A 21,177-nucleotide genomic window follows, 5' to 3' on the forward strand; every position below is an offset into this window, starting at 1 on the left:
AGGCAGCCAGTTCAGCGTGCGCGCCGCGCGCGCCACGCGGCCAGCGCCAGTACGGCCGCGAACCACGCCAGCACCGGCACATTCCCCCAACGAATATAAGGCGTCAACCCGTCCATGCCCTGGACGGAGGCCGTCAGGGTATCGATGGTGAAGGTCGGCAGGCGTGCCTGCACCTTGCCGTCGGGCGCCACCACGGCTGTCATGCCGGTATTGGTCGCGCGCAGCATCGGGCGACGCATTTCCAGCGCGCGCATGCGTGAAATCTGCAGATGCTGGTCCAGTGCGATGGTGTCGCCGAACCACGCCAGGTTGGTCAGGTTCGCCATCATGTTGGCGGGCTCGGCCTGGTGCCGCAGCGTCTGGGCGATTTCCTCGCCGAACAGATCCTCGTAGCAGATATTGGGCGCCACGCGGATGCCGCGCACCGGCATCGGCGCCTGTTCCAGGCCGCCGCGCCGGAAGTCGCCGAGCGGCATCTTCATCATGTCGACGAACCAGTGGAAACCGAGCGGGATGAATTCGCCGAACGGCACCAGGTGGTGCTTGTTGTAGCGGTAAAGCCCGCGCGACAGCGGCCCGATGCCGAATACGCTGTTGGTGAAATCGACCGGCGAATCGGCGCCGGCGGCACCGAACAGCACGGCGGTGCCGGACTTTTCCATGAAATCGCGCATGGCGACCGCAACTTCGACCGGCAGATCCTGCAGGATGACCGGGAACGCGGTTTCGGGCGTCACGATCAGGTCGGCCGGCGTGGCGGTAATCATGTCGCGGTACAGCTCGATCGAACGCTGCACGCCGGCCTGCTCGAACTTGATGTCCTGCGGCACGTTGCCCTGCAGCAGCCTGACCGTGATCGGGCTGCCCGCAGGCGTGGTCCACGCAATCGGTGCCAGCGCCGCGCCGGCGATCGGCAGCGCCGCCACGAACGCGGCGGCCACAAGGCCGTGGCCGCCGGCACGATGCCCGAATGCACGTACGGCCAGCACCAGCAGCGCCGCCACGGTAGCGGCCAGCGCGCCGATGCCATACACGCCGAACAGCGGCGCAAAGCCGGCCAGCGGGCCATCGGCATGCGCATAGCCGCCCGACAGCCACGGGAAGCCGGTGAAGACCACGCCGCGCAGCCATTCCGACAGTCCCCAGGCCGCGCCGAACGCCAGCGGGGTCCAGATCGACAGCCGCGGCAGGCGCGTGGCAAGGCGATGCCAGGCCGCGCCGGCCAGCGCCGGGTAGAGCGACAGGAAGGCGCTGAACAGCACCACGGCAAGCGCGGCCATCCAGGCCGGCATCTCGCCGTAGACGTGCATGCTGATGTAGAGCCACCAGATGCCGGACAGGAACCAGCCCAGGCCGAAGGCATAGCCGGTGGCAGCCGCCACCCGCGCGCGCGGGGCATCGGCGATCAGCGCGGCCAGGCCGGCCAGCGACAGGATCTGCAGCCACCACCAGTCATGCGGGGCGAAGGCCTGGGTGTGGGCAATGCCGAGCATGCCGGCCAGCAGCAAGCGGGTGAGGATCGCGGTGGACACGCGCTCGCGCGCCGCGCCGGACGTGCCGGCCAGCACCGGGGCGGGGCGCTTCATGCGTCGGCCAGGTGATTCGCGGGCGACTCGCGGTGCACGAGCAGCAGGTGGACCTGGCGCGCGTCGGCGCGCAGCACTTCAAAGCTGACGGGCGGTAACGTGATGATCTCGCCGCGATGCGGCACGTGGCCGAGATGGTTCGACAGCAGGCCGCCCACGGTATCGACGTCGTGGTCGGAGAACGCCGTGCCGAACACCTCGTTGAACTGCGAGATCTCGGTCAGGCCGTGCACGCGCCAGCCACCATCGGGCAGGGGCAGGATGTTGTCCTGATCCTCGTCGAGGTCGAACTCGTCTTCGATGTCGCCGACGATCTGCTCCAGCACGTCTTCGATGGTGACCAGCCCGGCCACGCCGCCGTATTCGTCGACGACGATGGCAATGTGGTTGCGGTTGTTGCGGAACTCGCGCAGCAGGATGTTCAGGCGCTTGGATTCCGGAATGAACACCGCCGGGCGCAGCGTCTCGCGCAGGTCGAACTGCTCGTCGGTGTAGTAGCGCAGCAGGTCCTTGGCCAGCAGGATGCCGATGATGTTGTCGCGGCTGCCTTCATACACCGGGAAGCGCGAGTGCGCCGTATGCTGCATGAACGGGATGAAGGTCTGCGGCGCGTCCGCGATATTGACCATATCCATCTGCGAGCGCTGCACCATGATGTCGCGCGCGGTCAGTTCGGAGACCTGGAACACGCCCTCGATCATGGAGAGCGAATCGGCGTCGATCAGGTTGCGCTCATGCGCATCCTGAAGCACGGCAAGCAACTCCGCTCGGGATTCGGGCTCGGGGGAAATTAGGTCGGTCAGGCGTTCGAGGAGCGATCGGGGACGATCGGACTGCCTGAATTGGGCAGGCTTCGAACTGGGATAGGGGTCGTTCATTTCGCGGCAAGCGCGTGGTGGAGATCGTCTGAAGGATACACTAAAAGCCCGTCGATCCCTGTGACACAGCCCGCCAGGGCGGCAGGCTGTGTGCGGGCGGGCTCACTTCAGGCGCGAAGCCGAGTCACCGAGGGGCGTTCAGTGCGCGACCGGGCTGCGGTCGTCGCGGTACGGATCGTCATAGCCGAGGGCCTGGAGCGTTTCGGTCTCGATCGCTTCCATTTCCTCGGCTTCACCGTCGTCATCGTGCTCGTAGCCTTGCGCGTGCAGCACGCCATGCACGATCAGGTGCGCATAGTGCGCTTCCAGCGGCTTGCGTTGCTCGCGCGCTTCGGCTTCCACCACGGGGCAGCACAGCACGATGTCGCCGGTGACCGGGTCGTCCTCGGTCTCCGCGTAGGCAAACGTCAGCACATTGGTGGCGTAGTCCTTGTCGCGATAGGTGCTGTTGAGCTGGCGGCCTTCGTCCTCGCCGACGAAGCGGACGGTCAGGGCGGCGTCCGCGTACAGCGCCGACGTCACCCAGGTCTCGATCTGCTTGCGCGAGGGCAGGCCGGCGCGTTTGCCGACGCCGTCGCCTTGTTGCACTTCCAGTTCCAGCGCCGGCGGCGTGGCGGGCGTGCCCGTCGTGGTGACGACCGGCGTCGCGGTGACGGCCACCGACAGCGCATCGTTATTGTCGGGGCGCACCAGCAGGCCGGCCTGCTGACGCGTGTCGGTGTGCTCGGCCAGCAGGGCCACCACGCCGTCGGCGGCCTGCGACAGGTCGACGGTCAGGCTGCGGCCATCGGGCAGCTGCACGCGCACGGCGTGGGCGGCGCTCTTGCGCGCACGGCCTTCGCCATCGAACAGGGTCAGGCTAATACCGGAACCGGAACCGGAAGACTGGGCTTTCTTGGATTTCACTTACGCGTCCTTGTGCTGGGCGTGGTATTCGTCATAAGCGTCGACGATGCGGGCCACCAGCGGGTGGCGCACGACGTCGATGCTGGAAAAGCGCGAGAACGCGACGCCGCGCACATCGCGCAGCACGTGCTGGGCCTCGACCAGGCCGCTCTTCTGTCCGCGCGGCAGGTCGATCTGCGTGGTGTCGCCGGTGATCACCGCCTTGGAGCCGAAGCCGATGCGCGTGAGGAACATCTTCATCTGCTCGGGCGTGGTGTTCTGCGCCTCGTCGAGGATGATGAAGGCATGGTTCAGCGTGCGCCCGCGCATGTACGCCAGCGGCGCGATCTCGATCATCTGGCGCTCGAACATTTTCTGCGTGCGGTCGAAGCCGAGCAGGTCGTACAGCGCGTCATACAGCGGACGCAGGTACGGGTCGACCTTCTGCGCGAGATCGCCGGGCAGGAAGCCCAGGCGCTCGCCGGCTTCCACGGCCGGGCGCGTCAGCACGATGCGCTTGACCGTGTCGCGCTCGAGCGCATCGACCGCGCACGCCACGGCGAGATAGGTCTTGCCGGTACCCGCCGGGCCCACGCCGAGCGTGAGGTCGTGCGACAGGATGTGGCGCAGGTACTCGCGCTGCGTGGCGGTGCGGCCCTGCAGCCCCGAGCGCCGCGTATGCAGTACCGGGGAGTTGTCCTCGAACTCGGTGGCGCCGTTCTCGTTGTCGGCCTGCGGCAGGTAGCTGCCGTGCGCCGAGATCTGGCGTGTCTCCACCAGGCCCAGCTGCACGTCGTCGATCGACAGCGCGGTGCGCGCCTCGTTGTAGAAGCGCTCCAGCGCAAGCGCGGCATCCTGCGCGTTGGTCCCGCGCACCGTCATGCGATGGCCGCGGCGCTGGATGGTCACGTCGAGCGCCTGTTCGATCTGGCGCAGGTTCTCGTCGAGCGGGCCGCACAGGTTCTGCAGCCGCGTGTTGTCGTCGCGCGGGGCGACGAATTCTGCGGTAGGAATCTTCATTCTGGCGCGTGGGGTGGCTTCGCTCATTGCCGCACCACGATCTCGCCGCGCAGCGAGTGCGGGAACGCCTGCGTGACCGACACGTCGACCATCTGGCCGATCATGCGGTCGCGCTGCGCTTGCGGTACGCCCGGCAGCGCGAAGTTGACCACGCGGTTGTTCTCGGTGCGGCCGTGGAGTTCGGTCGGGTCCTTGCGGGACGGGCCTTCGACCAGGATGCGCTGCACCGAGCCGACCATATTGCGGCTGATGCGCTGCACGTTCTCTTCGATCGTGGCCTGCAGGTGTTGCAGCCGGCGCAGTTTCACCTCATGCGGCGTGTCGTCGTGCAGGTTGGCCGCCGGCGTGCCGGGGCGCGGGCTGAAGATGAACGAGAACGAGGTGTCGTAGCCGATCTCTTCGACCATCGCCATCAGCTTGTCGAAGTCGGCTTCGGTTTCGCCGGGGAAGCCGATGATGAAGTCCGACGACATCGACATGTCAGGCCGCAGCGCGCGCAGCTTGCGCACGATGCTCTTGTACTCGAGCACGCTGTAGCCGCGCTTCATTGCCATCAGCACGCGGTCGGAGGCGTGCTGCACCGGCAGGTGCAGGTGGTTGACGAGCTTGTCACAGCGGCCATAGAGCTCGACCAGGCGGCTCGCGAATTCCTTCGGGTGGCTGGTGGTGTAGCGGATGCGTTCGATGCCGGGGATCTCGGCCACGTATTCGATCAGCAGCGCGAAGTCGGCGATCTCGCTGGTGCCGCCCATGGCGCCGCGATAGGCGTTGACGTTCTGGCCCAGCAGCGTGACTTCGCGCACGCCCTGTTCGGCCAGGCCTGCCACTTCGGCCAGCACGTCCTCGAACGGGCGCGAGACTTCCTCGCCGCGCGTGTACGGGACCACGCAGTAGCTGCAGTACTTCGAGCAGCCTTCCATGATCGAGACAAAGGCACTTGGGCCATCCACGCGGGCCGGCGGCAGGTGGTCGAACTTCTCGATCTCGGGGAACGAGATATCGACCTGCGACTGGCCGGTGCGCTGCTTGCGCGCGATCAGGTCGGGCAGGCGGTGCAGCGTCTGCGGGCCGAACACCACGTCGACATACGGCGCGCGCGAAACGATGCTCGCGCCTTCCTGGCTGGCTACGCAGCCGCCCACGCCGATCACGAGGTCGGGTTTGGCGGCCTTGAGCGCCTTCATGCGGCCCAGTTCGGAGAACACCTTCTCCTGTGCTTTCTCGCGCACCGAGCAGGTGTTGAACAGGATCACGTCGGCATCTTCGACGTTGTCGGTGGGTTCCAGCCCCTGGCTGGCGTTCAGGACGTCGACCATCTTGTCCGAGTCATACTCGTTCATCTGGCAGCCGTACGTCTTCACAAATACTTTCTTCATGCCGGTCTCAGTGGTTCACCTGGGGGCATCAGGGTGTGGCAACAACACGGACGGCGCATGCGCCGCCGCACTTCGGTGGGTCAGGACTTCGCCTTCAGCGCCTTCTGTTCCTGTTCGCTGAGCACCCATGCGGTCAGGAGCTGGCCGTACAGGTCGAGCTTGTAGCGCACCGGCAGCTTCTGCCCGGCGATGGCAGCCATGTTCATCAGCTCGTTGTCGGTGCTGAACACGCGCAGGCCCGGCGCCACGCCGATGGTCTTGCCATCGAGCGTGACCGTCTGCGGCGCGCCGGCCGATGGCGCGGCGACAACCAGCTTCGCCTGCGGCGCATCGACCGGGATCACGCGGATCGGCTGCGCCATGGCGCCGGCGGCACCGAGCCACAGTGCCGTGCCCAGCGATAGGACCAGCAGCGGCTTGAGAAAACGCGATGAGGCACTCTGACGCAGGGAACGGCCAGCGGGCATATTGGCTCCGGAAAGGGCGCAGCTCAGGTTGAGATGGGGGCGGAAGCGCAACCGCGTATTTTACCCCGTTCGACCGGCACCGTGCCGTGCCCGTTGGCCGCATCGCCTAGAACAGACAGGATGCCTCTTGCAGCACACGTTGCTTGGAGACCGTGCCCATCAGCTCGCGGCTGCCCGCATCGCGCACTAGCGGAATGCGGTTGATGCCGTGCGCGGCAAAGACTTCCAGCGCGTCGCGCAGCCGCGATTCCGGGGTCAGCGACGGGAAGTCGCGCTCGGCCAGCGCCAGCACGCCGGGGGCGGAGTTTTCGCGCTGCGCGCGTTGCAGCGCGTGGATCGACAGCGCGCCCAGCAGGCGGCCATCGGGCTCGACCAGATACAGGTAGCGGGTGCCCGTCTCGGCAAACTTGTCCGCCGCAGTGGCCAGCGAGGCATCTGGTGCCAGCGTGGTATCGGTCGGATCGCACAGCCCGGCCAGCGTCATGGCACGCGCGTGCTCTTCGGCGGCGGAGGCCTCGGCGCGCTCGGCAATCACACTGTAGAGCGACAGCGTCTGGCAGCGTGAAGCCGTGTAGTACGCCGCCACGGCGCCGATCATCGAGGGCAGCAGCAGCGCCGGGGCCAGCGTCATCTCGAACACCATCAGCACCGACATCAGCGGCGCCTGGCTGGTCGCCGCAAGAAAGGCGCTCATGCCGACCAGCGGCAGCACCGGCGAGGCCGGTGCGCCGGGCACCACGGCCTGCATGACGATCGCCAGCAACTGGCCCAGCGCCGCGCCGACGAACAGCGAAGGCGTGAACACGCCGCCGACCGCGCCGGAGCCCATGCTGATGACCGTCGCGGCCAGCTTGGCCAGCAGCACCAGGCCCACCGAAACCGTCAGCGGCTGTTCCTGCAGGATGGTCTGGATCGTCGAGAAGCCATTGCCGACGACTTCGGGCACGGCCATGGCCAGCACGCCCACCAGCGCGCCGCCCAGCGCCAGCCGCGCCACTGGGCCGCCGGGCACCTGCGCGAAGCGCCCGCGCGCCTTGCTCGCGGCGCGCAGGAACAGCGCGCCAACGATGCCCGCGGTCACGCCGAGGCCTGCCGCGGCCAGTATCAGCTGCGGGCGCAGGTCCGGGTCGATGTGCAGGCCCGGATACAAGGGCTGCAGCCCGCCGTGCCACTGGCTGACCATGGCGCCTGCCACCGAGGCCAGGAACAGCGGCATCAGCCGTTGAACTGCCAGTGCGCCAAACACCACTTCGGCGACGAACACGGCGGCAGAGAGGGGCGTGTGGTAGACCGTCGCAAGGCCGGCGGCTGCGCCGCAGGCGGTCAGCATGCGGCGCATATTCGATGCGCCATCGGGCCGGCCGATGCGTGTCGATGGAAACAGCGAGCCGCACAGCGCGGCGAGCTGGATCATCGCGCCTTCCTTGCCGACGGAACTGCCGCTGACGATGGAGCAGAACGACGACAGCGAGCGCAGCAGCGTGACGCGCACCGGCAGGCGGCCGCTGCCGTTGGCCACGGCTTCCATGTAATCGGTCGCGCCGCCGCTGCCGGCGAACCGGTTGGCCGCGGAAAGCAGCAGGCCGGCCAGAGCGCCGCCGGCTGCCGGCACCACGATGCGCCAGGCCAGCGCGAGGCCCGCAAACACGGCGACGACGTCCGCGTCGCTGGAGAAGATCACAACGCCGGCCCGTTCGAGGGCTTCCTTGAACAGGGTGGTCGCTATGGCTGCCAGAATGCCGACCGGAATCGCCGCGAACAGCGTGACTTCCTGGTCTTCGAGGAATCGGAACCGCATCGGTGCTTGCATCGGTCGCGCTACCGCGCGCCGTGGTCCAGAACAGGTGGTGGCCGCATGATAGCGCAGCGCCACACCCGGGCGCGCGTACCGGTGTGGATCAGCCGGCGCCCCATGCCCATGTGCCGAATAGGTTTGCCCGCGGCTGTTACACTACCGACCTTCGTAAGCGGATGCCGCCGGCCCCCGCTTCGCCGGTCCCCCGACCGGTGTTGTTTCAGATCTCACAGGTCGCCTGCTGGCTGGCGCGCCCAGCGCGCAGCAGACGGCCGAAGCATCCATTCATGTCTTTCTCCGAACTCGGCTTGTCCGACAAGCTTGTGCGGGCCGTGGCCGAACAGGGCTACACCACCCCGACTCCCATCCAGGCCCAGGCAATTCCCGCCATCCTCAAAGGCGGCGACTTGCTTGCCGGTGCCCAGACCGGTACCGGCAAGACCGCCGGCTTCACGCTGCCGATGCTGCAACTGCTGTCGGAATCCGGCGCGCAGCGCCCGGGCCGGCCGGTGGTGCGCGCGCTGGTGCTGACCCCCACGCGCGAGCTTGCCGCGCAGGTGGAAGAAAGCGTGCGCAACTACGGCAAGCACCTCAAGCTGCGCTCGATGGTCATGTTCGGCGGGGTCGGCATCAACCCGCAGATCGAACAATTGCGGCGCGGCGTGGACATCGTCGTGGCAACGCCTGGCCGTCTGCTCGACCATGTGTCCCAGCGCACGATCGACCTCTCGCACGTCGAATTGCTGGTGCTCGATGAAGCCGACCGCATGCTCGACATGGGCTTTATCCACGACATCCGCAAGGTGCTCAACGTGCTGCCGCCGAAGCGCCAGAACCTGCTGTTCTCGGCCACGTTCTCGGACGAGATCCGCGGGCTGGCGGACCGGCTGCTGAACAACCCGGCTTCGATCGAGGTCGCGCGCCGCAACACCACGGCCGAGACCGTCGAGCAGCGCGTCTACCCGGTGGACCGCGAACGCAAGCGCGAACTGCTGGCACACCTGGTGCGCCAGCATGACTGGCACCAGGTGCTGGTGTTCACGCGCACCAAGCACGGCGCCAACCGCCTGGCCGAGCAGCTGACCAAGGATGGCCTGTCGGCGCTGGCGATCCACGGCAACAAGAGCCAGTCGGCACGCACGCGCGCGCTGTCGGAATTCAAGGCCGGCACGCTGCGCCTGCTGGTGGCGACCGATATCGCCGCGCGCGGCATCGACATCGACCAGTTGCCGCACGTGGTCAACTTCGACCTGCCCAACGTGCCCGAGGACTATGTGCACCGCATCGGCCGTACCGGCCGCGCGGGCGCGGAGGGCGAGGCGATCTCGCTGGTCTGCGTGGACGAGCACGGCCTGCTGCGCGATATCGAACGCCTGATCAAGCGCAAGTTGGAGCAGACGGTACTGCCCGGCTTCGAGGTGGATCCGAGCATCGCGGCGGAGCCGATCCAGAAGGGCCGCCAGCAACGTGGCCAGGGCGGCGGCGGACAGGGCGGTGGACGTGGCCGCGCCCAGCCCAAGGCGGCTACGCCGGCGCAGGCACAACCGCGCCAGCGTCCTGCCCAGAATGCGCCGCGTGGCGGCGCGGGCCATGCCGGCGGCGAATCCGCCCGTGGCCAGGGTGGCGCGAGCCGCAATGCCGCGCCGGCCCAGTCGCGCAGCCAGCCACGCAGCGGCGCCCAGTCGCGGCCGATGCAGGAAGGCGCTGGCGCTCCCGCACGCAACCGTCGCCCGGCGCAGGCCGCGCTGCTTGGCGGCACGCCGGCCAAGCGCGGGCGCTGAGCCCTCCAGGCCCGAAGGCATGAGCGCACATCAGGCATCCGGCGACAGCGGCATCCCGTTCGCGGGGCTGACGCCCGAGCTGATCCTCGATGCGCTCGAGTCGGCGGGCATGCGCCCTGACGGCCGGCTGCTGGCACTCAACAGCTACGAGAACCGGGTCTGGCAGATCGGCATCGAGGACGCCGCGCCCGTGGTGGCCAAGTTCTACCGGCCTGGCCGTTGGACCGATGCCGCCATCCTGGAAGAGCATGCGTTCGTGCAGCAGCTCGCCGATGCCGAGATTCCCGCAGTCCCGGCGCTGGCCGGACCGGACGGCAGCACGCTGCAGCGCCACGCAGGTTTCCGCTTCGCCGTCTTTGCCCGCTGCGGCGGCCGCGAACCCGCGCTGGACCGCTCCGACACGCTGACCTGGCTTGGCCGCTTCATCGGGCGCATCCACGCCGTGGGTTCTACCCATGCGTACCAGGCGCGGCCGGTGCTCGACGCGCAGACCTTCGGCGTGGCATCGCGCGACTGGCTGATCGCGCACGACTGCATCCCGGCCGATCTGCGCGAACCGTGGCAGGCGGTGGTGGACCTTGCGCTGGACGGCGTGCGCCGCTGCTATGACCGCGCCGGCGACGTGCGCCTGCTGCGCGTGCATGGCGACTGCCATCGCGGCAACGTGCTGTGGATCGACGGCGATGATGCCCGGTCCACCGGCCTCGCCGCCGCAGGTCCGCATTTCGTGGATTTCGACGACAGCCGCATGGCGCCCGCCGTGCAGGACCTGTGGATGCTGCTCGAAGGCGACCGCGCCGCCATGCAGGACCAGCTGGCCGATATCGTCGCGGGCTACGAAGACTTTGCCGAGTTCGCGCCACGCGAACTGTGGCTGGTGGAAGCGCTGCGCACGCTGCGGCTGCTCCATTACAGCGCCTGGCTGGCCAGCCGCTGGCGCGATCCCGCCTTCCCGGCGGCGTTCCCGTGGTTCGGAACGGCGCGCTACTGGCAGGACCGCATCCTGGAATTGCGCGAGCAAGTCGCGCTGATGGAAGAAGCGCCCCTGTGGGGCGCCTGAGACTCTGCTGAAACGGTGCGGTAGCGGTCGGCCCGCCCCCGCTCAGGCCTTTTCGGGCGCCTTGACCAGCAGCACCGGGCAGGGCGCCTGCGCCAGCACGCGGCCGGCCACGGATCCGATCACCGCATCAAAGAACGAACCCCGGCCGTGCGTCCCCATGACGATAGCCTGAGCATCCGCCGAGCGCGCGTAGGCGACGATGCGCTCCGGTGCGAACCCGTGCAGCGCATGGCGCTCGAACGGAATGCCGGCCGCGGACAGGATCTCGCACACGCCGGCCATGGCCTTGTCGCTGGCCTCTTGATGCCAGGCATCGATGGTTTCCTTGCTGACAAAGGCGCGGACCTGTCCGCTGACTTCGGGCGCGACGTGCACCACATGGACGGTAAAGCCGCTTTGCAACAGCTTCCCTTCGGCGATGAAGCGGGCGGCCGCGTCGCTGAAGGCCGATCCGTCGGTGGCGAGCACGATATTGGTCATGGCGGGAATCTCCTGGAGGGGGCGCTGAACGGACACGCCAGGTTATAGGATAGGCAGGATCGGCGCCGCGGATCGATGAAGCGGCGGCGAGCCGTCCGTCACCATCATGGCAGCAAGTCTTTCGCCACAATCCGATTTAGATCAAGTGACTCGGAAATTTCCTTTCGCGGAAATGCAGCAGGATATGTCAAGGCGCCTGACACATTTAGCCATTGCCGCCCACTGGTAACCCCGCTTAGCATGTGCCCAGCCCGGCTGGCGCTGCCGTGATATGGCGCCCGGCCTTTCTACCCCAGAACATCAGGCGATCCGGCGGGCCGGACGCCCAGACGGAGACAGCAAACATGAGCGAAAGCGGCAACCTCCTGCCACTGCGTGGCGTCAAGGTAGTGGAATTCGAAGGGATCGGTCCGGGCCCGCTGTGCGGTGCCATGCTGGCTGGCCTGGGCGCGGAAGTTACGCTGGTGGCCCGTCCGGTCGCCCCGGATGCCCGGCGGATCCTGCGCGGCCAGAACGTGCCGGCCGAGATGGAACTCGAGCATGGCAAGACCGTGGTGCAGCTCAACCTGAAGTCTCCGGAGGACGTGGCTAAGGCGCTGGACCTGGTGGCCGGCGCCGACGCGCTGATCGAAGGGTTGCGCCCCGGCGCCATGGAGCGCCTGGGACTGGGTCCGGCGCAATGCCATGCGCGCAACCCGCGCCTGGTCTACGGCCGCATGACCGGCTGGGGCCAGACTGGCCCGCTCGCGCAGAGCGCCGGGCATGACTTGAACTACATCGCGCTGACCGGCCTGCTGTCGATGGCCGCGCGTGACGGCGCGCTGCCGATGGTGCCGCCTACGGTCGTCGGCGATGCCACGGGAGCGCTCGGCCTGGCGTTCGGCATCACCAGCGCCATCCTGCATGCGCGTTCGAGCGGGCAGGGCTGCGTGGTGGATGCGGCGATCACCGATATCGTCGCCATGCTTGGCTCGCTGGTGCAGGTGTCGCGCGCGGCCGGCACGCTGGGCGGCCCGCAGCCCAGCGCCTTCCATGACTCCCCGTTCTACGACGTTTATGCGTGTGCCGATGGCCGCGCCATCACGCTCGGCGCGCTCGAGCCGCAGTTCTACCGCGAACTGCTCGAGCGCCTCGAACTCACGGACATCGATCCGGCCGCGCAGTATGACCGTGCGCAGTGGCCGACGGTGAAGGCGCGCATCGCCGCGCTGATCGCTTCGCGTCCCAGCACGCACTGGGAATCGCTGCTCGGCGGCACCGACGTCTGCTTTGCCCGCGTGCTCACGCTGGACGAAGCGGCACGCCACCCGCACAACCAGGCCCGCGGCACCTACCGCCTGCACCGCCAGGGCGATCGCGAAGTCGCGCGCTCCACGCCGGCACCGCGCTTCTCGCCGGCCAAGCCGTCCTGAGCGCGAGCTGACCGCGTGGCGGGTGGGCGTATAGCCCGCCCGGGACGCAGAAATTCTCCAGCTCATTTGCGACAAGTACGCATGCAAATGCAGCCGTTTCGCCGATCCGGCGTGGAGCCCACGACCTAATCTTCGCGGTAGTCCCTTCAACAAGGAGCCGCGCGTTGGATCCCACCTCGTTCGATGAAGCCCTGATCGTCGATGCACGGCCCGCGCCGCCGGGCGAGGCATCGTGGCAAATCGTGCAAGCGCTCGGCGCGCGCCGGACGATGCTGGCCGACAACGTGCGGCTGGCCCGGCAGCTGGTGCGTGATCGCCAGCCCCGGCTGGTCGTGATCGAGCTGGACACGCTGGGCCAGGCCGGCATCGCGCTGATCAGGCGGCTGGCCACCGGCTATCCGGCGGTGCGGCTGCTGGTGTTGTCCGACAGCGATGCCACGATGGCGCCGGTGCAGGCGCTGCGCGCGGGCGCCCATGGCTTCGTGCCGCGCCAGCGGGACCTGGCGGAAATGGTCCAGGCCGCGCAGGGCGTGATGTCGGGCTACCTGGTGTTTCCCACGCAGACGCTGGAAGCCGCACGCCTGCTGCGCCTGCCGTCTGCCGGCAGGCTGGCGCGGCTGACCGAGCGCGAACTCATGGTGCTCCAGTACCTGGCGCGCGGACACTCGAACAAGGAGATCGCCGCGCTGCTGCTGATCAGCAGCAAGACCGTGAGCACCCATAAGACCAACATCATGTGCAAGCTGAATGTGGAGTCCGTCGTCGAGATGGTCGACTGTGCGCGCCGGTACCGGTTGCTGTGATGGAGTCCCGGTAGGTCGGGTGCCACCGGGCCACGCCGAGGAGCCAGGACCTGTCCTTAGATGGCCGGCGTCATAATGGATGACCTTGCAGGTGGGCGAATCCGCATTTCACGCCGTGCGCGGGCTGCTTCGCAGCCACACGCCCCGCGCAATACTGGGCGCTGCCCGCCCTGTGTATAGAATATGAACATGACCACCGTTCACGATAACGACGACAAGCATGCTGCTGAGGAGTCGGGCCACAATGACCCGAGGACGATGCACGCCCGCAAGTTCCGCCGTTATCGAACTGAAGACGGCATTCCAGTGGAAGTTCTCTACAAGATGCTGCGCGAGCAATCCGCGGACGGGCGCGACGCCGCCAAAACGCCGTGGGCGCTAATCTTCACAGCCGTGGGGTCCGCTCTCGCGGTCATCTTCACGGCGTTGACTTACATGTCATCGAACACCCAGGACAAGGTCGACCGTGGCACTGCGCCGCTGAACGTGCAGATCAGCGAAATGGACAAGCGCATCACTGGCCGACTCGACTCCAATGACAAGGTGCTCGAGAAGGTCAATGCGCGCCTCGATTCGATCGACGGCCGCCTGAGCACGATCGAGCTGCGCCTGGAGCGCATCGACAGCAAGCTCACGAAGTAACTTCCGTCCTGCGCCTTGCAGGCTCGCCCGCACCACCTCCTGGGGCTTGTAGCGCCGCACCCTTATGCTGAACCGTGCGCGGCAAACCAAAGCAAAAAGCCGCGAACCCTTTCGGGAGCGCGGCTTTTCAAATAGATGGTGGCGAATCAGGGACTCGAACCCCGGACCTGCGGATTATGATTCCGTCGCTCTAACCGACTGAGCTAATTCGCCAACAGAGACCGCTATTTTACCGAGAATTTACGACCTGTCAACACCTCTTTGAAAAGATGATGACACGGGCGTGAAAAGAAAAACCGGCAGGCTTTGCGGCCTGCCGGCTGGAGCGACCGATTACCGGATCGGTCTTGCCTCAAAGGGTTGGCTCAGTCGTTCGCGTAGATATCCACGTCCTTGGTTTCGCGCACGAACAGCGCGCCGACCACGAAGGTGACTGCGGCGATGATGATCGGGTACCAGAGGCCGTAGTAGATGTTGCCGTTCTGCGCCACGAGCGCGAACGAGATGGTGGGCAGCAAGCCGCCGAACCAGCCATTGCCGATATGGTAGGGCAGCGACATCGAGGTGTAGCGGATGCGCGTCGGGAACATCTCGACCAGCATCGCCGCGATCGGGCCGTAGACCATGGTTACGTAGATCACCAGGATCACCAGGATCACCAGCACCATGATCGTATTCATCTGGGCCGGATCCGCCTTGGTCGGGTAGCCGTGCGCGGACATCTCGGCGCCAACGGCCTTCTTGAACTCGGCGATCTGCTTCTTGCTGGCGTCGTCGAACGCACCCTTGGTCACCGTGGCGTCGAAGGACTTGATTTCCTTGTCGCCGATCTTCACCGATGCCACCGTACCGGCCGGGGCCGGCACGACTTCATAGCTGGCCGATGCCTGGGCCAGCGTACGCTTGACGATGTCGCACGAGCTGCGGAAGTCGATCTCGCGGGCGATCGGGCTGCCCTGGAACGAGCAGCTTGCCGGGTCCGCGGTGACCACGATCTGTGCCGACTGCTGGGCGCGTTCCAGTGCCGGGTTGGCATAGTGGGTCATCGCCTTGAACAGCGGGAAGTAGGTCAGCACGGCCAGCGCGCAGCCGATCATGATGATCCACTTGCGGCCGATCTTGTCCGACAGCGAGCCGAAGAACAGGAAGAACGGCGTGCCGATCACCAGTGCGCCGGCGATCAGCAGGTTGGCCGTCTTGGCATCGACCTTCAGCACCTGGGTCAGGAAGAACAGCGAGTAGAACTGGCCCGTGTACCAGACCACGGCCTGGCCGGCGGTCAGACCCAGCAGCGCCAGGATCACGATCTTCAGGTTGCGCCACTGGCCGAAGGATTCGGTCAGCGGGGCCTTCGAGGTCTTGCCTTCGGCCTTCATGCGCTGGAACGCCGGCGATTCGCTCATCGACAGACGGATGTACACCGACATCGCCAGCAGCAGGATCGAGACCAGGAACGGAATGCGCCAGCCCCAGGCGTCGAAATTGGCGCCGGTCAGTTCACGGCACAGCAGGATCACGATGAGCGACAGGAACAGGCCCAGCGTTGCGGTGGTCTGGATCCAGGCCGTGTAGGACCCGCGCTTGCCGTGCGGCGCGTGTTCCGCCACGTAGGTGGCGGCACCGCCGTACTCGCCGCCGAGCGCCAGGCCCTGCAGCATGCGCAGGGCGATCAGGATGATCGGGGCGGCCCAGCCGATGGTGGCAAAGCCCGGCAGCAGGCCGACGATGAACGTCGACAGGCCCATGATCAGGATCGTCACCAGGAAGGTGTACTTGCGGCCGATCATGTCGCCGAGGCGGCCAAACACCAGCGCGCCGAACGGGCGCACGATAAAGCCGGCGGCGAAGGCCAGCAGTGCGAAGATGAAGGCGGAGGTGGGATCCAGGCCGGCGAAGAACTGCTTGGCGATCACTGCCGCCAGCGAGCCGTACAGGTAAAAGTCATACCACTCGAACACCGTGCCGAGCGACGAGGCCAGAATGACCTTCTTCTCCTCGCGTGTCATCGGTGCATGCTGCGCGCTGCCTCCAGGCATCGCTACATTCTGCGGGCTTGCCATGTTGTTGTCTCCTCCGTCTGAAATGGTTCACCGGCGAGGCCGCGGACGCACCGCAAGACATGGCGCGCTGCGGAGCCATAGGCACCGGAGCTGTATGGATTCTGGGAGGCGAAACTTACTGAGTTCTGACAGATTTCCGCTGTCTGGCGCGCAAAGCGTCGGGGTATACGCTAGCCCGCGCAGCGCATAAGCCGGCACTTTCGTTGCTGCATTGCGAGGGGGCAAATGCGGCGAGCGCCATGCGCTGGCGCTCTGCCGGCTTGGTGCTAAGCAGCATCCTTGCCGGCGTCTGCATTCATGCCCTGCGAAGGTGGGGGAGCGTCGGCGGCGCCCTCGTCAGCTTGGTCGTCGGCCCGGTTCATGCGCCAGGCATAGAGCGCGGTCATCAGGACGTAGACCACCGGCGCGCCCTGGGCGCCCATCCAGAACGAGAACGGCCAGCCGAAGAAGTCAAAGCGCAAGTCGCGTGCGAACCAGCTGACGACGAAGGTGACCACGAACCAGACCGCGAGCAGCGCGCAGATCCAGCGCTGGTTGCGCCGCCAGGCGCGCTTGAGCGCCGGATCGGGGGGCGGATGCGCGCTCATGCCGGCAGCTCCGGTGCGGGCTGCCGCAGCGTGATGCGAAAGCGCGTGCCGGCCAGCCGCGGCTCTTGCTGATAGACGTGGTCGTCGATCCCGACTTCGCCGCCATGCTGCTGCACGATCTCCCGGACGATGGCCAGGCCCAGGCCGCTGCCTTCGGTATTGGTGCCCAGCACGCGATAGAACCGTTCCATCACGCGCTCGCGATCCGCCGGCGCAATGCCGGGCCCGGTGTCCTCCACATCGAGATAGGCGAACGGCTCGAACGCATCGGCGCTGACGCGCACGGTGGCATGCCCGTGGGGCGGCGTGTAGCGGATGGCGTTGTCGATCAGGTTGTTGAGCATTTCGGTGAGCATCAGGCGATTGCCCTGGACCATGACCGGATGGTCGCTGGCATCGAGCCCCAGGTCGATCTGCCGGGCCCAGGCGCGCGGCAGCCAGTCCTTCACCACGTCGCGCGCCAGCGCAGTCAGGTCAAGCGCGGCCATGCTGCCCGCGCCAGCCAGGTTCTCCATGCGCGCGAGCGACAGCAACTGCGTGACCAGGTGCGCCGTGCGTTCGGAACTGCCCGCAATCTGCGCCAGCGACCGGCGCAATTCCTCTGGCGACTGTTCGCGCTGCGCCAGTTCGGCCTGCATGCGCAGTCCCGCGAGCGGGGTTTTCATCTGGTGCGCGGCATCGGCGATAAAGCGCTTCTGCGTCTGCACCGACTGGTCCAGCCGCGCCAGCATCTCGTTGAACGACGCGACCAGCGGCGTGATCTCTTGCGGCGCGGCGCGCTCGTCGATGGGGCTGGTATCGCCGGGATTGCGCGCGCGGATACGCTGCTGGATCGCCGTGAGTGGCGCCAGCCCGCGCGTGAGCCCGAACCACACCAGCACCACGGCCAGCGGCAGGATCACGAACTGCGGCAGGATCACGCCCTTGATGATCTCGTTGGCAAGCCGCGCGCGCTTGTCGAGGGTCTCGGCCACCTGCACCAGCACGGGCTGGGTACCGCCGACGTTCTTGAGATCGACATAGGTGTAGGCCACGCGCACGTCGTTGCCCGCCACGCGGTCATCGCGCAGCGAGACCAGGCCGGGATGGCCCTGGTCTTCTTCGGACGGCAGCGGCAGGTCGTGGTCACCGGCGACATACTCGCCGCGCTTGCCGACGACCTGGTAGTAGATGTTGTCGGTCTCGTCCGCGCGCAGGATCTCGCGCGCGGACAACGGCAGTTGCAGCGTGACACGCCCGTTCACTTCGCGGACCTGCTGTGACAGCACGATGGCGCTGGCTTCGAGCGCGCGGTCGAACGGCCCGTTGGCGATCGACTTGGCGACCAGGTATGTCACGGCGATGCTCATCGGCCAGAGCAGCAGCAGCGGCGCCAGCATCCAGTCCAGGATCTCGCCGAACAGCGAGCGCGGGGCAGGGTGGGCGGTGCTCTCCTCCAGGTGCGGCAGGGCGTCGGCCAGGTCGTCCGGATCTTGCGGATCGCCGCCGCTGGCAGGGGGCGCGGGATCCTGGGCGGGCCGATGCCGCCATGGCAGTCGCAGCAAGCTCATCTCGGCAAAGGAGTGTGGCGGTTTCGGTCGAGTGATCGGCTGCGTGGGCGGGAACGGCGCGCAAGCGCCTTAGTTCGGGGCGGTCACGGCCGGTTGGAATTTTTCCAGGCAATAGCCCAGTCCGCGCACCGTGGCGATGCGGATGCCGCCGACCTCGATCTTCTTGCGCAGCCGGTGCACGTAGACCTCGATCGCGTTATTGCTGACTTCCTCGCCCCATTCGCACAGGTGGTCGACCAGTTGCTCCTTGGAGACCAGCCGCCCGCTGCGCGTCAGCAGGATTTCCAGTAGTCCGACTTCGCGCGCCGACAGGTCCAGCATCTGGTCGTTCATATAGGCAATGCGACCCACCTGGTCGAAGGCGAGGGGGCCATGTCGCATCAGCGTGGCGCCGCCGCCTGCGCCGCGTCGTACCAGCGCGCGCACCCGGGCTTCGAGTTCGGTCAGCGCGAAAGGCTTGGCCATATAGTCGTCGGCGCCCAGATCCAGGCCCTTCACGCGCTCGCCCACGCTGTCCGCGGCGGTCAGGATCAGCACGGGCAGCATGGCGCCGCGCGCGCGCAGGCGCTTCAGGACTTCCAGGCCCGGCATGCGCGGCAGGCCCAGGTCCAGGATCAGCAGGTCGAAATTTTGGGTCGACAGCGCGGAATCGGCCTCCAGGCCATTCGTGACATGGTCGACCGCATAGCCCGAGTGGCGCAACGAGCGCGTCAGGCCGTCGGCCAGCACATCGTCATCTTCGGCGATCAGAATGCGCATGGTTGTCTCCACCACGGCCGGCATTGCCAGCGGCCTCGCAAACAATGCGGACAGGGCTTGCCAAGCATACTGTTTTTTTATACAGTACCCGCACATTCCGCGCACGCCGCAGCAGAAGGCGGCTGTGCAGGCAGTCGGGTGATTTTGTAGTTGAGGCGCAAGACCGGTAAACCGATCGGCAGCAATCGGAAAAGTCTGAAATGCCGGTGCCGCGCCACATTCGACCCTTTATACCACCATTGACTCAACATTTGACTCAAGGACGACCATGGACGACAAGAAGGCAGGTGCCGGCGTGAGCGCCGAGAAGCAGAAGGCGCTTGCCGCCGCGCTCTCCCAGATCGAGAAGCAGTTCGGCAAGGGCTCGATCATGCGCCTGGGCGATGGCGAGGTCGAAAAGGATATCCAGGTGGTGTCAACCGGTTCGCTCGGCCTGGACATCGCCCTTGGCGTCGGCGGCCTGCCGCGCGGGCGCGTGGTCGAGATCTATGGTCCGGAATCGTCGGGCAAGACTACGCTGACGCTGCAGGTCGTGGCCGAAATGCAGAAGCTGGGCGGCACCTGCGCCTTTATCGATGCCGAGCACGCGCTCGACGTCAACTACGCGGGCAAGCTGGGCGTGAACGTCGGCGACCTGCTGATCTCGCAGCCGGACACCGGCGAGCAGGCGCTGGAAATCACTGATGCGCTGGTGCGCTCGGGCTCGGTCGACCTGATCATCATCGACTCGGTGGCCGCGCTGGTCCCCAAGGCCGAAATCGAAGGCGAAATGGGCGACTCGCTGCCCGGCCTGCAGGCCCGCCTGATGAGCCAGGCGCTGCGCAAGCTGACCGGCACCATCAAGCGCACCAACTGCCTGGTGATCTTCATCAACCAGATCCGCATGAAGATCGGTGTGATGTTCGGTTCGCCGGAAACCACCACGGGCGGCAATGCACTGAAGTTCTATGCCTCCGTGCGCCTGGATATCCGTCGTATCGGTTCGATCAAGAAGGGCGACGACGTGATCGGCAACGAGACCAAGGTCAAGGTGGTCAAGAACAAGGTGTCGCCGCCGTTCCGCGAGGCCTTCTTCGATATCCTCTACGGCCAGGGTATTTCGCGCCAGGGCGAGATCATCGACCTGGGCGTGGACGCCAAGATCGTCGAGAAATCGGGCGCCTGGTACAGCTACAACGGCGACAAGATTGGCCAGGGCAAGGACAATGCGCGCGAATTCCTGCGCGAGAACCCGGACATTGCCCAGGAGATCGAGAACAAGGTCCGCACCGCGCTGGGCGTGGCGCCGATGAATGGCGTGCAGGCGGCCGCGGTCGTGGAACAAGACTGAGCGCTGCCGACAGGTACGCTCCAGGGCTGGCGCATTGCCGATGCGCCAGCCTTTTTTATTTCCCGCCTTACCCGAATTCCGAATTCTGAATTGCGCCGATGGCCACCCGACCCCCGCTTTCCCTCAAGGCCCGCGCCGTAGGCTACCTGTCGCGCCGCGAGCACAGCCGGGCCGAACTGGCGCGCAAGCTGGCGCCGCACGCGGAATCCCCGGAGCAGCTCGAACAGCTGCTCGACGCGCTCGAGCGCGAGAACTGGCTGTCCAACCAGCGCTTTGCCGATAGCCTGCTGCACCGGCGCGGCAGCCGCTACGGTGCCGCCCGCGTCATCCAGGAGGCCAAGACTCACCAGCTTGGCAGCGAGCAGTTGGGCGAATTGCGAGATCGCCTGCGTGAGTCCGAGCCCGAGCGCGCGCGCGAGGTCTGGCGCAAGCGCTTTGGCACTCCGCCCGCCACGCCGGAAGAGCGGGCGAAGCAGATCCGTTTCATGATGGCGCGCGGTTTTTCGCGCTCGGTCATCGGCAAGGTGATCCAGGGGGCCGAGGACGAGTATCCGGACGGGATGGAATAGGGCGGCCGGCCCGCGTATCGGGTCCGAGTTCATGGCAATACCAGTACTGGCGACAAGTGTATTCGGCCGTATGCCAGCTACGCCGTGGGCCGAATCCGGCACCGGGAGCGGCCATATGGCTTTTAGCCGCCGGTTTT

19 protein-coding genes and 1 tRNA gene are annotated in these 21,177 nt (G+C 66.8%); 7 read left to right on the forward strand and 13 right to left on the reverse strand.

Annotated elements, in window-relative coordinates; genetic code table 11:
* Positions 1-11: 11 nt before the first annotated feature.
* The 7 genes from lnt to ACIGJB_RS02740 all read right to left on the reverse strand — a co-directional run bounded on the left by lnt (position 12) and on the right by ACIGJB_RS02740 (position 8,010).
* Positions 12-1,586: an apolipoprotein N-acyltransferase gene (gene lnt / locus ACIGJB_RS02710; RefSeq protein WP_483731280.1), complete on the reverse strand. Its 1,575-nt coding sequence runs from the start codon at positions 1,584-1,586 to the stop codon at positions 12-14.
* Complete coding sequence (locus ACIGJB_RS02715; protein WP_483710484.1) at positions 1,583-2,464, reverse strand: HlyC/CorC family transporter; 882 nt, start codon at positions 2,462-2,464, stop codon at positions 1,583-1,585. Before ACIGJB_RS02715 ends, lnt begins: the two co-directional genes overlap by 4 nt.
* A gap of 138 nt (positions 2,465-2,602) precedes the next feature.
* On the reverse strand, positions 2,603-3,370 hold the full coding sequence (ybeY, locus tag ACIGJB_RS02720) for an rRNA maturation RNase YbeY (protein WP_483731281.1): 768 nt from the start codon (positions 3,368-3,370) through the stop codon (positions 2,603-2,605).
* Complete coding sequence (locus ACIGJB_RS02725) at positions 3,371-4,369, reverse strand: PhoH family protein (protein WP_483731282.1); 999 nt, start codon at positions 4,367-4,369, stop codon at positions 3,371-3,373.
* A 23-nt stretch (positions 4,370-4,392) separates the two neighbouring features.
* Positions 4,393-5,745 (reverse strand): tRNA (N6-isopentenyl adenosine(37)-C2)-methylthiotransferase MiaB, encoded by a 1,353-nt coding sequence (miaB, locus tag ACIGJB_RS02730; RefSeq protein ID WP_483731283.1) that lies wholly within the window; start codon positions 5,743-5,745, stop codon positions 4,393-4,395.
* An 80-nt stretch (positions 5,746-5,825) separates the two neighbouring features.
* Positions 5,826-6,212 (reverse strand): hypothetical protein, encoded by a 387-nt coding sequence (locus tag ACIGJB_RS02735; protein WP_483731284.1) that lies wholly within the window; start codon positions 6,210-6,212, stop codon positions 5,826-5,828.
* A gap of 106 nt (positions 6,213-6,318) precedes the next feature.
* Positions 6,319-8,010, reverse strand: coding sequence for a ClcB-like voltage-gated chloride channel protein (locus ACIGJB_RS02740; protein WP_483731285.1), 1,692 nt, complete (start codon positions 8,008-8,010; stop codon positions 6,319-6,321).
* A gap of 284 nt (positions 8,011-8,294) precedes the next feature.
* Between ACIGJB_RS02740 and ACIGJB_RS02745 the strand changes: the two genes are divergently transcribed.
* Together ACIGJB_RS02745 and ACIGJB_RS02750 are read left to right on the forward strand one after the other, a co-directional pair.
* Positions 8,295-9,788, forward strand: a complete 1,494-nt coding sequence (locus ACIGJB_RS02745; RefSeq protein WP_483731286.1) for a DEAD/DEAH box helicase — start codon at positions 8,295-8,297, stop codon at positions 9,786-9,788.
* Between the two features lie 19 nt (positions 9,789-9,807).
* Positions 9,808-10,848 (forward strand): serine/threonine protein kinase, encoded by a 1,041-nt coding sequence (locus ACIGJB_RS02750; RefSeq protein WP_483731287.1) that lies wholly within the window; start codon positions 9,808-9,810, stop codon positions 10,846-10,848.
* Positions 10,849-10,890: 42 nt separating this feature from the next.
* Here ACIGJB_RS02750 and ACIGJB_RS02755 read toward each other — a convergent pair whose 3' ends face one another.
* Entirely contained in the window at positions 10,891-11,328 is a 438-nt protein-coding gene (locus ACIGJB_RS02755) for a universal stress protein (RefSeq protein ID WP_483710492.1), read from the reverse strand.
* 344 nt (positions 11,329-11,672) lie between these two features.
* On the opposite strand from ACIGJB_RS02755, the gene ACIGJB_RS02760 reads away from it, so the two are divergent.
* The 3 genes from ACIGJB_RS02760 (at position 11,673) to ACIGJB_RS02770 (ending at position 14,185) form a co-directional block, all read left to right on the forward strand.
* Positions 11,673-12,740, forward strand: coding sequence for a CaiB/BaiF CoA transferase family protein (locus tag ACIGJB_RS02760; protein WP_483731288.1), 1,068 nt, complete (start codon positions 11,673-11,675; stop codon positions 12,738-12,740).
* Between the two features lie 164 nt (positions 12,741-12,904).
* Positions 12,905-13,543 (forward strand): LuxR C-terminal-related transcriptional regulator, encoded by a 639-nt coding sequence (locus ACIGJB_RS02765; protein WP_483731289.1) that lies wholly within the window; start codon positions 12,905-12,907, stop codon positions 13,541-13,543.
* Positions 13,544-13,726: 183 nt separating this feature from the next.
* The gene (locus ACIGJB_RS02770) at positions 13,727-14,185 is read left to right on the forward strand and encodes a hypothetical protein (RefSeq protein ID WP_483731290.1); all 459 of its coding nucleotides are present in this window, start codon (positions 13,727-13,729) and stop codon (positions 14,183-14,185) included.
* A gap of 136 nt (positions 14,186-14,321) precedes the next feature.
* Here ACIGJB_RS02770 and ACIGJB_RS02775 read toward each other — a convergent pair.
* The 5 genes from ACIGJB_RS02775 to ACIGJB_RS02795 form a co-directional block, all read right to left on the reverse strand.
* Positions 14,322-14,398, reverse strand: a tRNA-Met gene (locus ACIGJB_RS02775).
* 152 nt (positions 14,399-14,550) lie between these two features.
* Complete coding sequence (locus ACIGJB_RS02780; protein ID WP_483731291.1) at positions 14,551-16,245, reverse strand: MFS transporter; 1,695 nt, start codon at positions 16,243-16,245, stop codon at positions 14,551-14,553.
* A 266-nt stretch (positions 16,246-16,511) separates the two neighbouring features.
* Positions 16,512-16,832: a DUF4212 domain-containing protein gene (locus ACIGJB_RS02785; RefSeq protein ID WP_483731292.1), complete on the reverse strand. Its 321-nt coding sequence runs from the start codon at positions 16,830-16,832 to the stop codon at positions 16,512-16,514.
* Positions 16,829-18,382 carry a sensor histidine kinase N-terminal domain-containing protein gene (locus tag ACIGJB_RS02790; protein WP_483731293.1) on the reverse strand — a complete coding sequence of 518 codons (1,554 nt, stop codon included), beginning with the start codon at positions 18,380-18,382 and terminating at the stop codon, positions 16,829-16,831. The genes ACIGJB_RS02785 and ACIGJB_RS02790 overlap by 4 nt, the downstream gene beginning before the upstream one ends.
* 69 nt (positions 18,383-18,451) lie before the next feature.
* A complete protein-coding gene (locus ACIGJB_RS02795; RefSeq protein WP_483731294.1) occupies positions 18,452-19,141 on the reverse strand; it encodes a response regulator in 690 nt (229 codons plus the stop codon).
* 268 nt (positions 19,142-19,409) lie between these two features.
* Here ACIGJB_RS02795 and recA point away from each other — a divergent pair, with 268 nt between their 5' ends.
* Both recA and recX read left to right on the forward strand, forming a co-directional pair.
* Positions 19,410-20,471, forward strand: a complete 1,062-nt coding sequence (gene recA / locus ACIGJB_RS02800; RefSeq protein ID WP_483731295.1) for a recombinase RecA — start codon at positions 19,410-19,412, stop codon at positions 20,469-20,471.
* A gap of 98 nt (positions 20,472-20,569) precedes the next feature.
* Entirely contained in the window at positions 20,570-21,040 is a 471-nt protein-coding gene (gene recX, locus ACIGJB_RS02805; RefSeq protein ID WP_483710500.1) for a recombination regulator RecX, read from the forward strand.
* Positions 21,041-21,177 lie beyond the last annotated feature (137 nt).

It is taken from the genome of Cupriavidus sp. C2SS-8b (assembly GCF_057073745.1).

Coding starts and splice junctions, on each gene's coding strand:
- ACIGJB_RS02755 (WP_483710492.1), bottom strand. CDS start 11,328: ATGACCAATATCGTGCTCGCCACCGACGGATCGGCCTTCAGCGACGCG.
- lnt (WP_483731280.1), bottom strand. CDS start 1,586: ATGAAGCGCCCCGCCCCGGTGCTGGCCGGCACGTCCGGCGCGGCGCGC.
- ACIGJB_RS02725 (WP_483731282.1), bottom strand. CDS start 4,369: ATGAAGATTCCTACCGCAGAATTCGTCGCCCCGCGCGACGACAACACG.
- ACIGJB_RS02785 (WP_483731292.1), bottom strand. CDS start 16,832: ATGAGCGCGCATCCGCCCCCCGATCCGGCGCTCAAGCGCGCCTGGCGG.
- recA (WP_483731295.1), top strand. CDS start 19,410: ATGGACGACAAGAAGGCAGGTGCCGGCGTGAGCGCCGAGAAGCAGAAG.
- ACIGJB_RS02780 (WP_483731291.1), bottom strand. CDS start 16,245: ATGGCAAGCCCGCAGAATGTAGCGATGCCTGGAGGCAGCGCGCAGCAT.
- miaB (WP_483731283.1), bottom strand. CDS start 5,745: ATGAAGAAAGTATTTGTGAAGACGTACGGCTGCCAGATGAACGAGTAT.
- ACIGJB_RS02735 (WP_483731284.1), bottom strand. CDS start 6,212: ATGCCCGCTGGCCGTTCCCTGCGTCAGAGTGCCTCATCGCGTTTTCTC.
- ACIGJB_RS02790 (WP_483731293.1), bottom strand. CDS start 18,382: ATGAGCTTGCTGCGACTGCCATGGCGGCATCGGCCCGCCCAGGATCCC.
- recX (WP_483710500.1), top strand. CDS start 20,570: ATGGCCACCCGACCCCCGCTTTCCCTCAAGGCCCGCGCCGTAGGCTAC.
- ACIGJB_RS02795 (WP_483731294.1), bottom strand. CDS start 19,141: ATGCGCATTCTGATCGCCGAAGATGACGATGTGCTGGCCGACGGCCTG.
- ACIGJB_RS02740 (WP_483731285.1), bottom strand. CDS start 8,010: ATGCGGTTCCGATTCCTCGAAGACCAGGAAGTCACGCTGTTCGCGGCG.
- ACIGJB_RS02715 (WP_483710484.1), bottom strand. CDS start 2,464: ATGAACGACCCCTATCCCAGTTCGAAGCCTGCCCAATTCAGGCAGTCC.
- ACIGJB_RS02745 (WP_483731286.1), top strand. CDS start 8,295: ATGTCTTTCTCCGAACTCGGCTTGTCCGACAAGCTTGTGCGGGCCGTG.
- ACIGJB_RS02770 (WP_483731290.1), top strand. CDS start 13,727: ATGAACATGACCACCGTTCACGATAACGACGACAAGCATGCTGCTGAG.
- ACIGJB_RS02760 (WP_483731288.1), top strand. CDS start 11,673: ATGAGCGAAAGCGGCAACCTCCTGCCACTGCGTGGCGTCAAGGTAGTG.
- ACIGJB_RS02750 (WP_483731287.1), top strand. CDS start 9,808: ATGAGCGCACATCAGGCATCCGGCGACAGCGGCATCCCGTTCGCGGGG.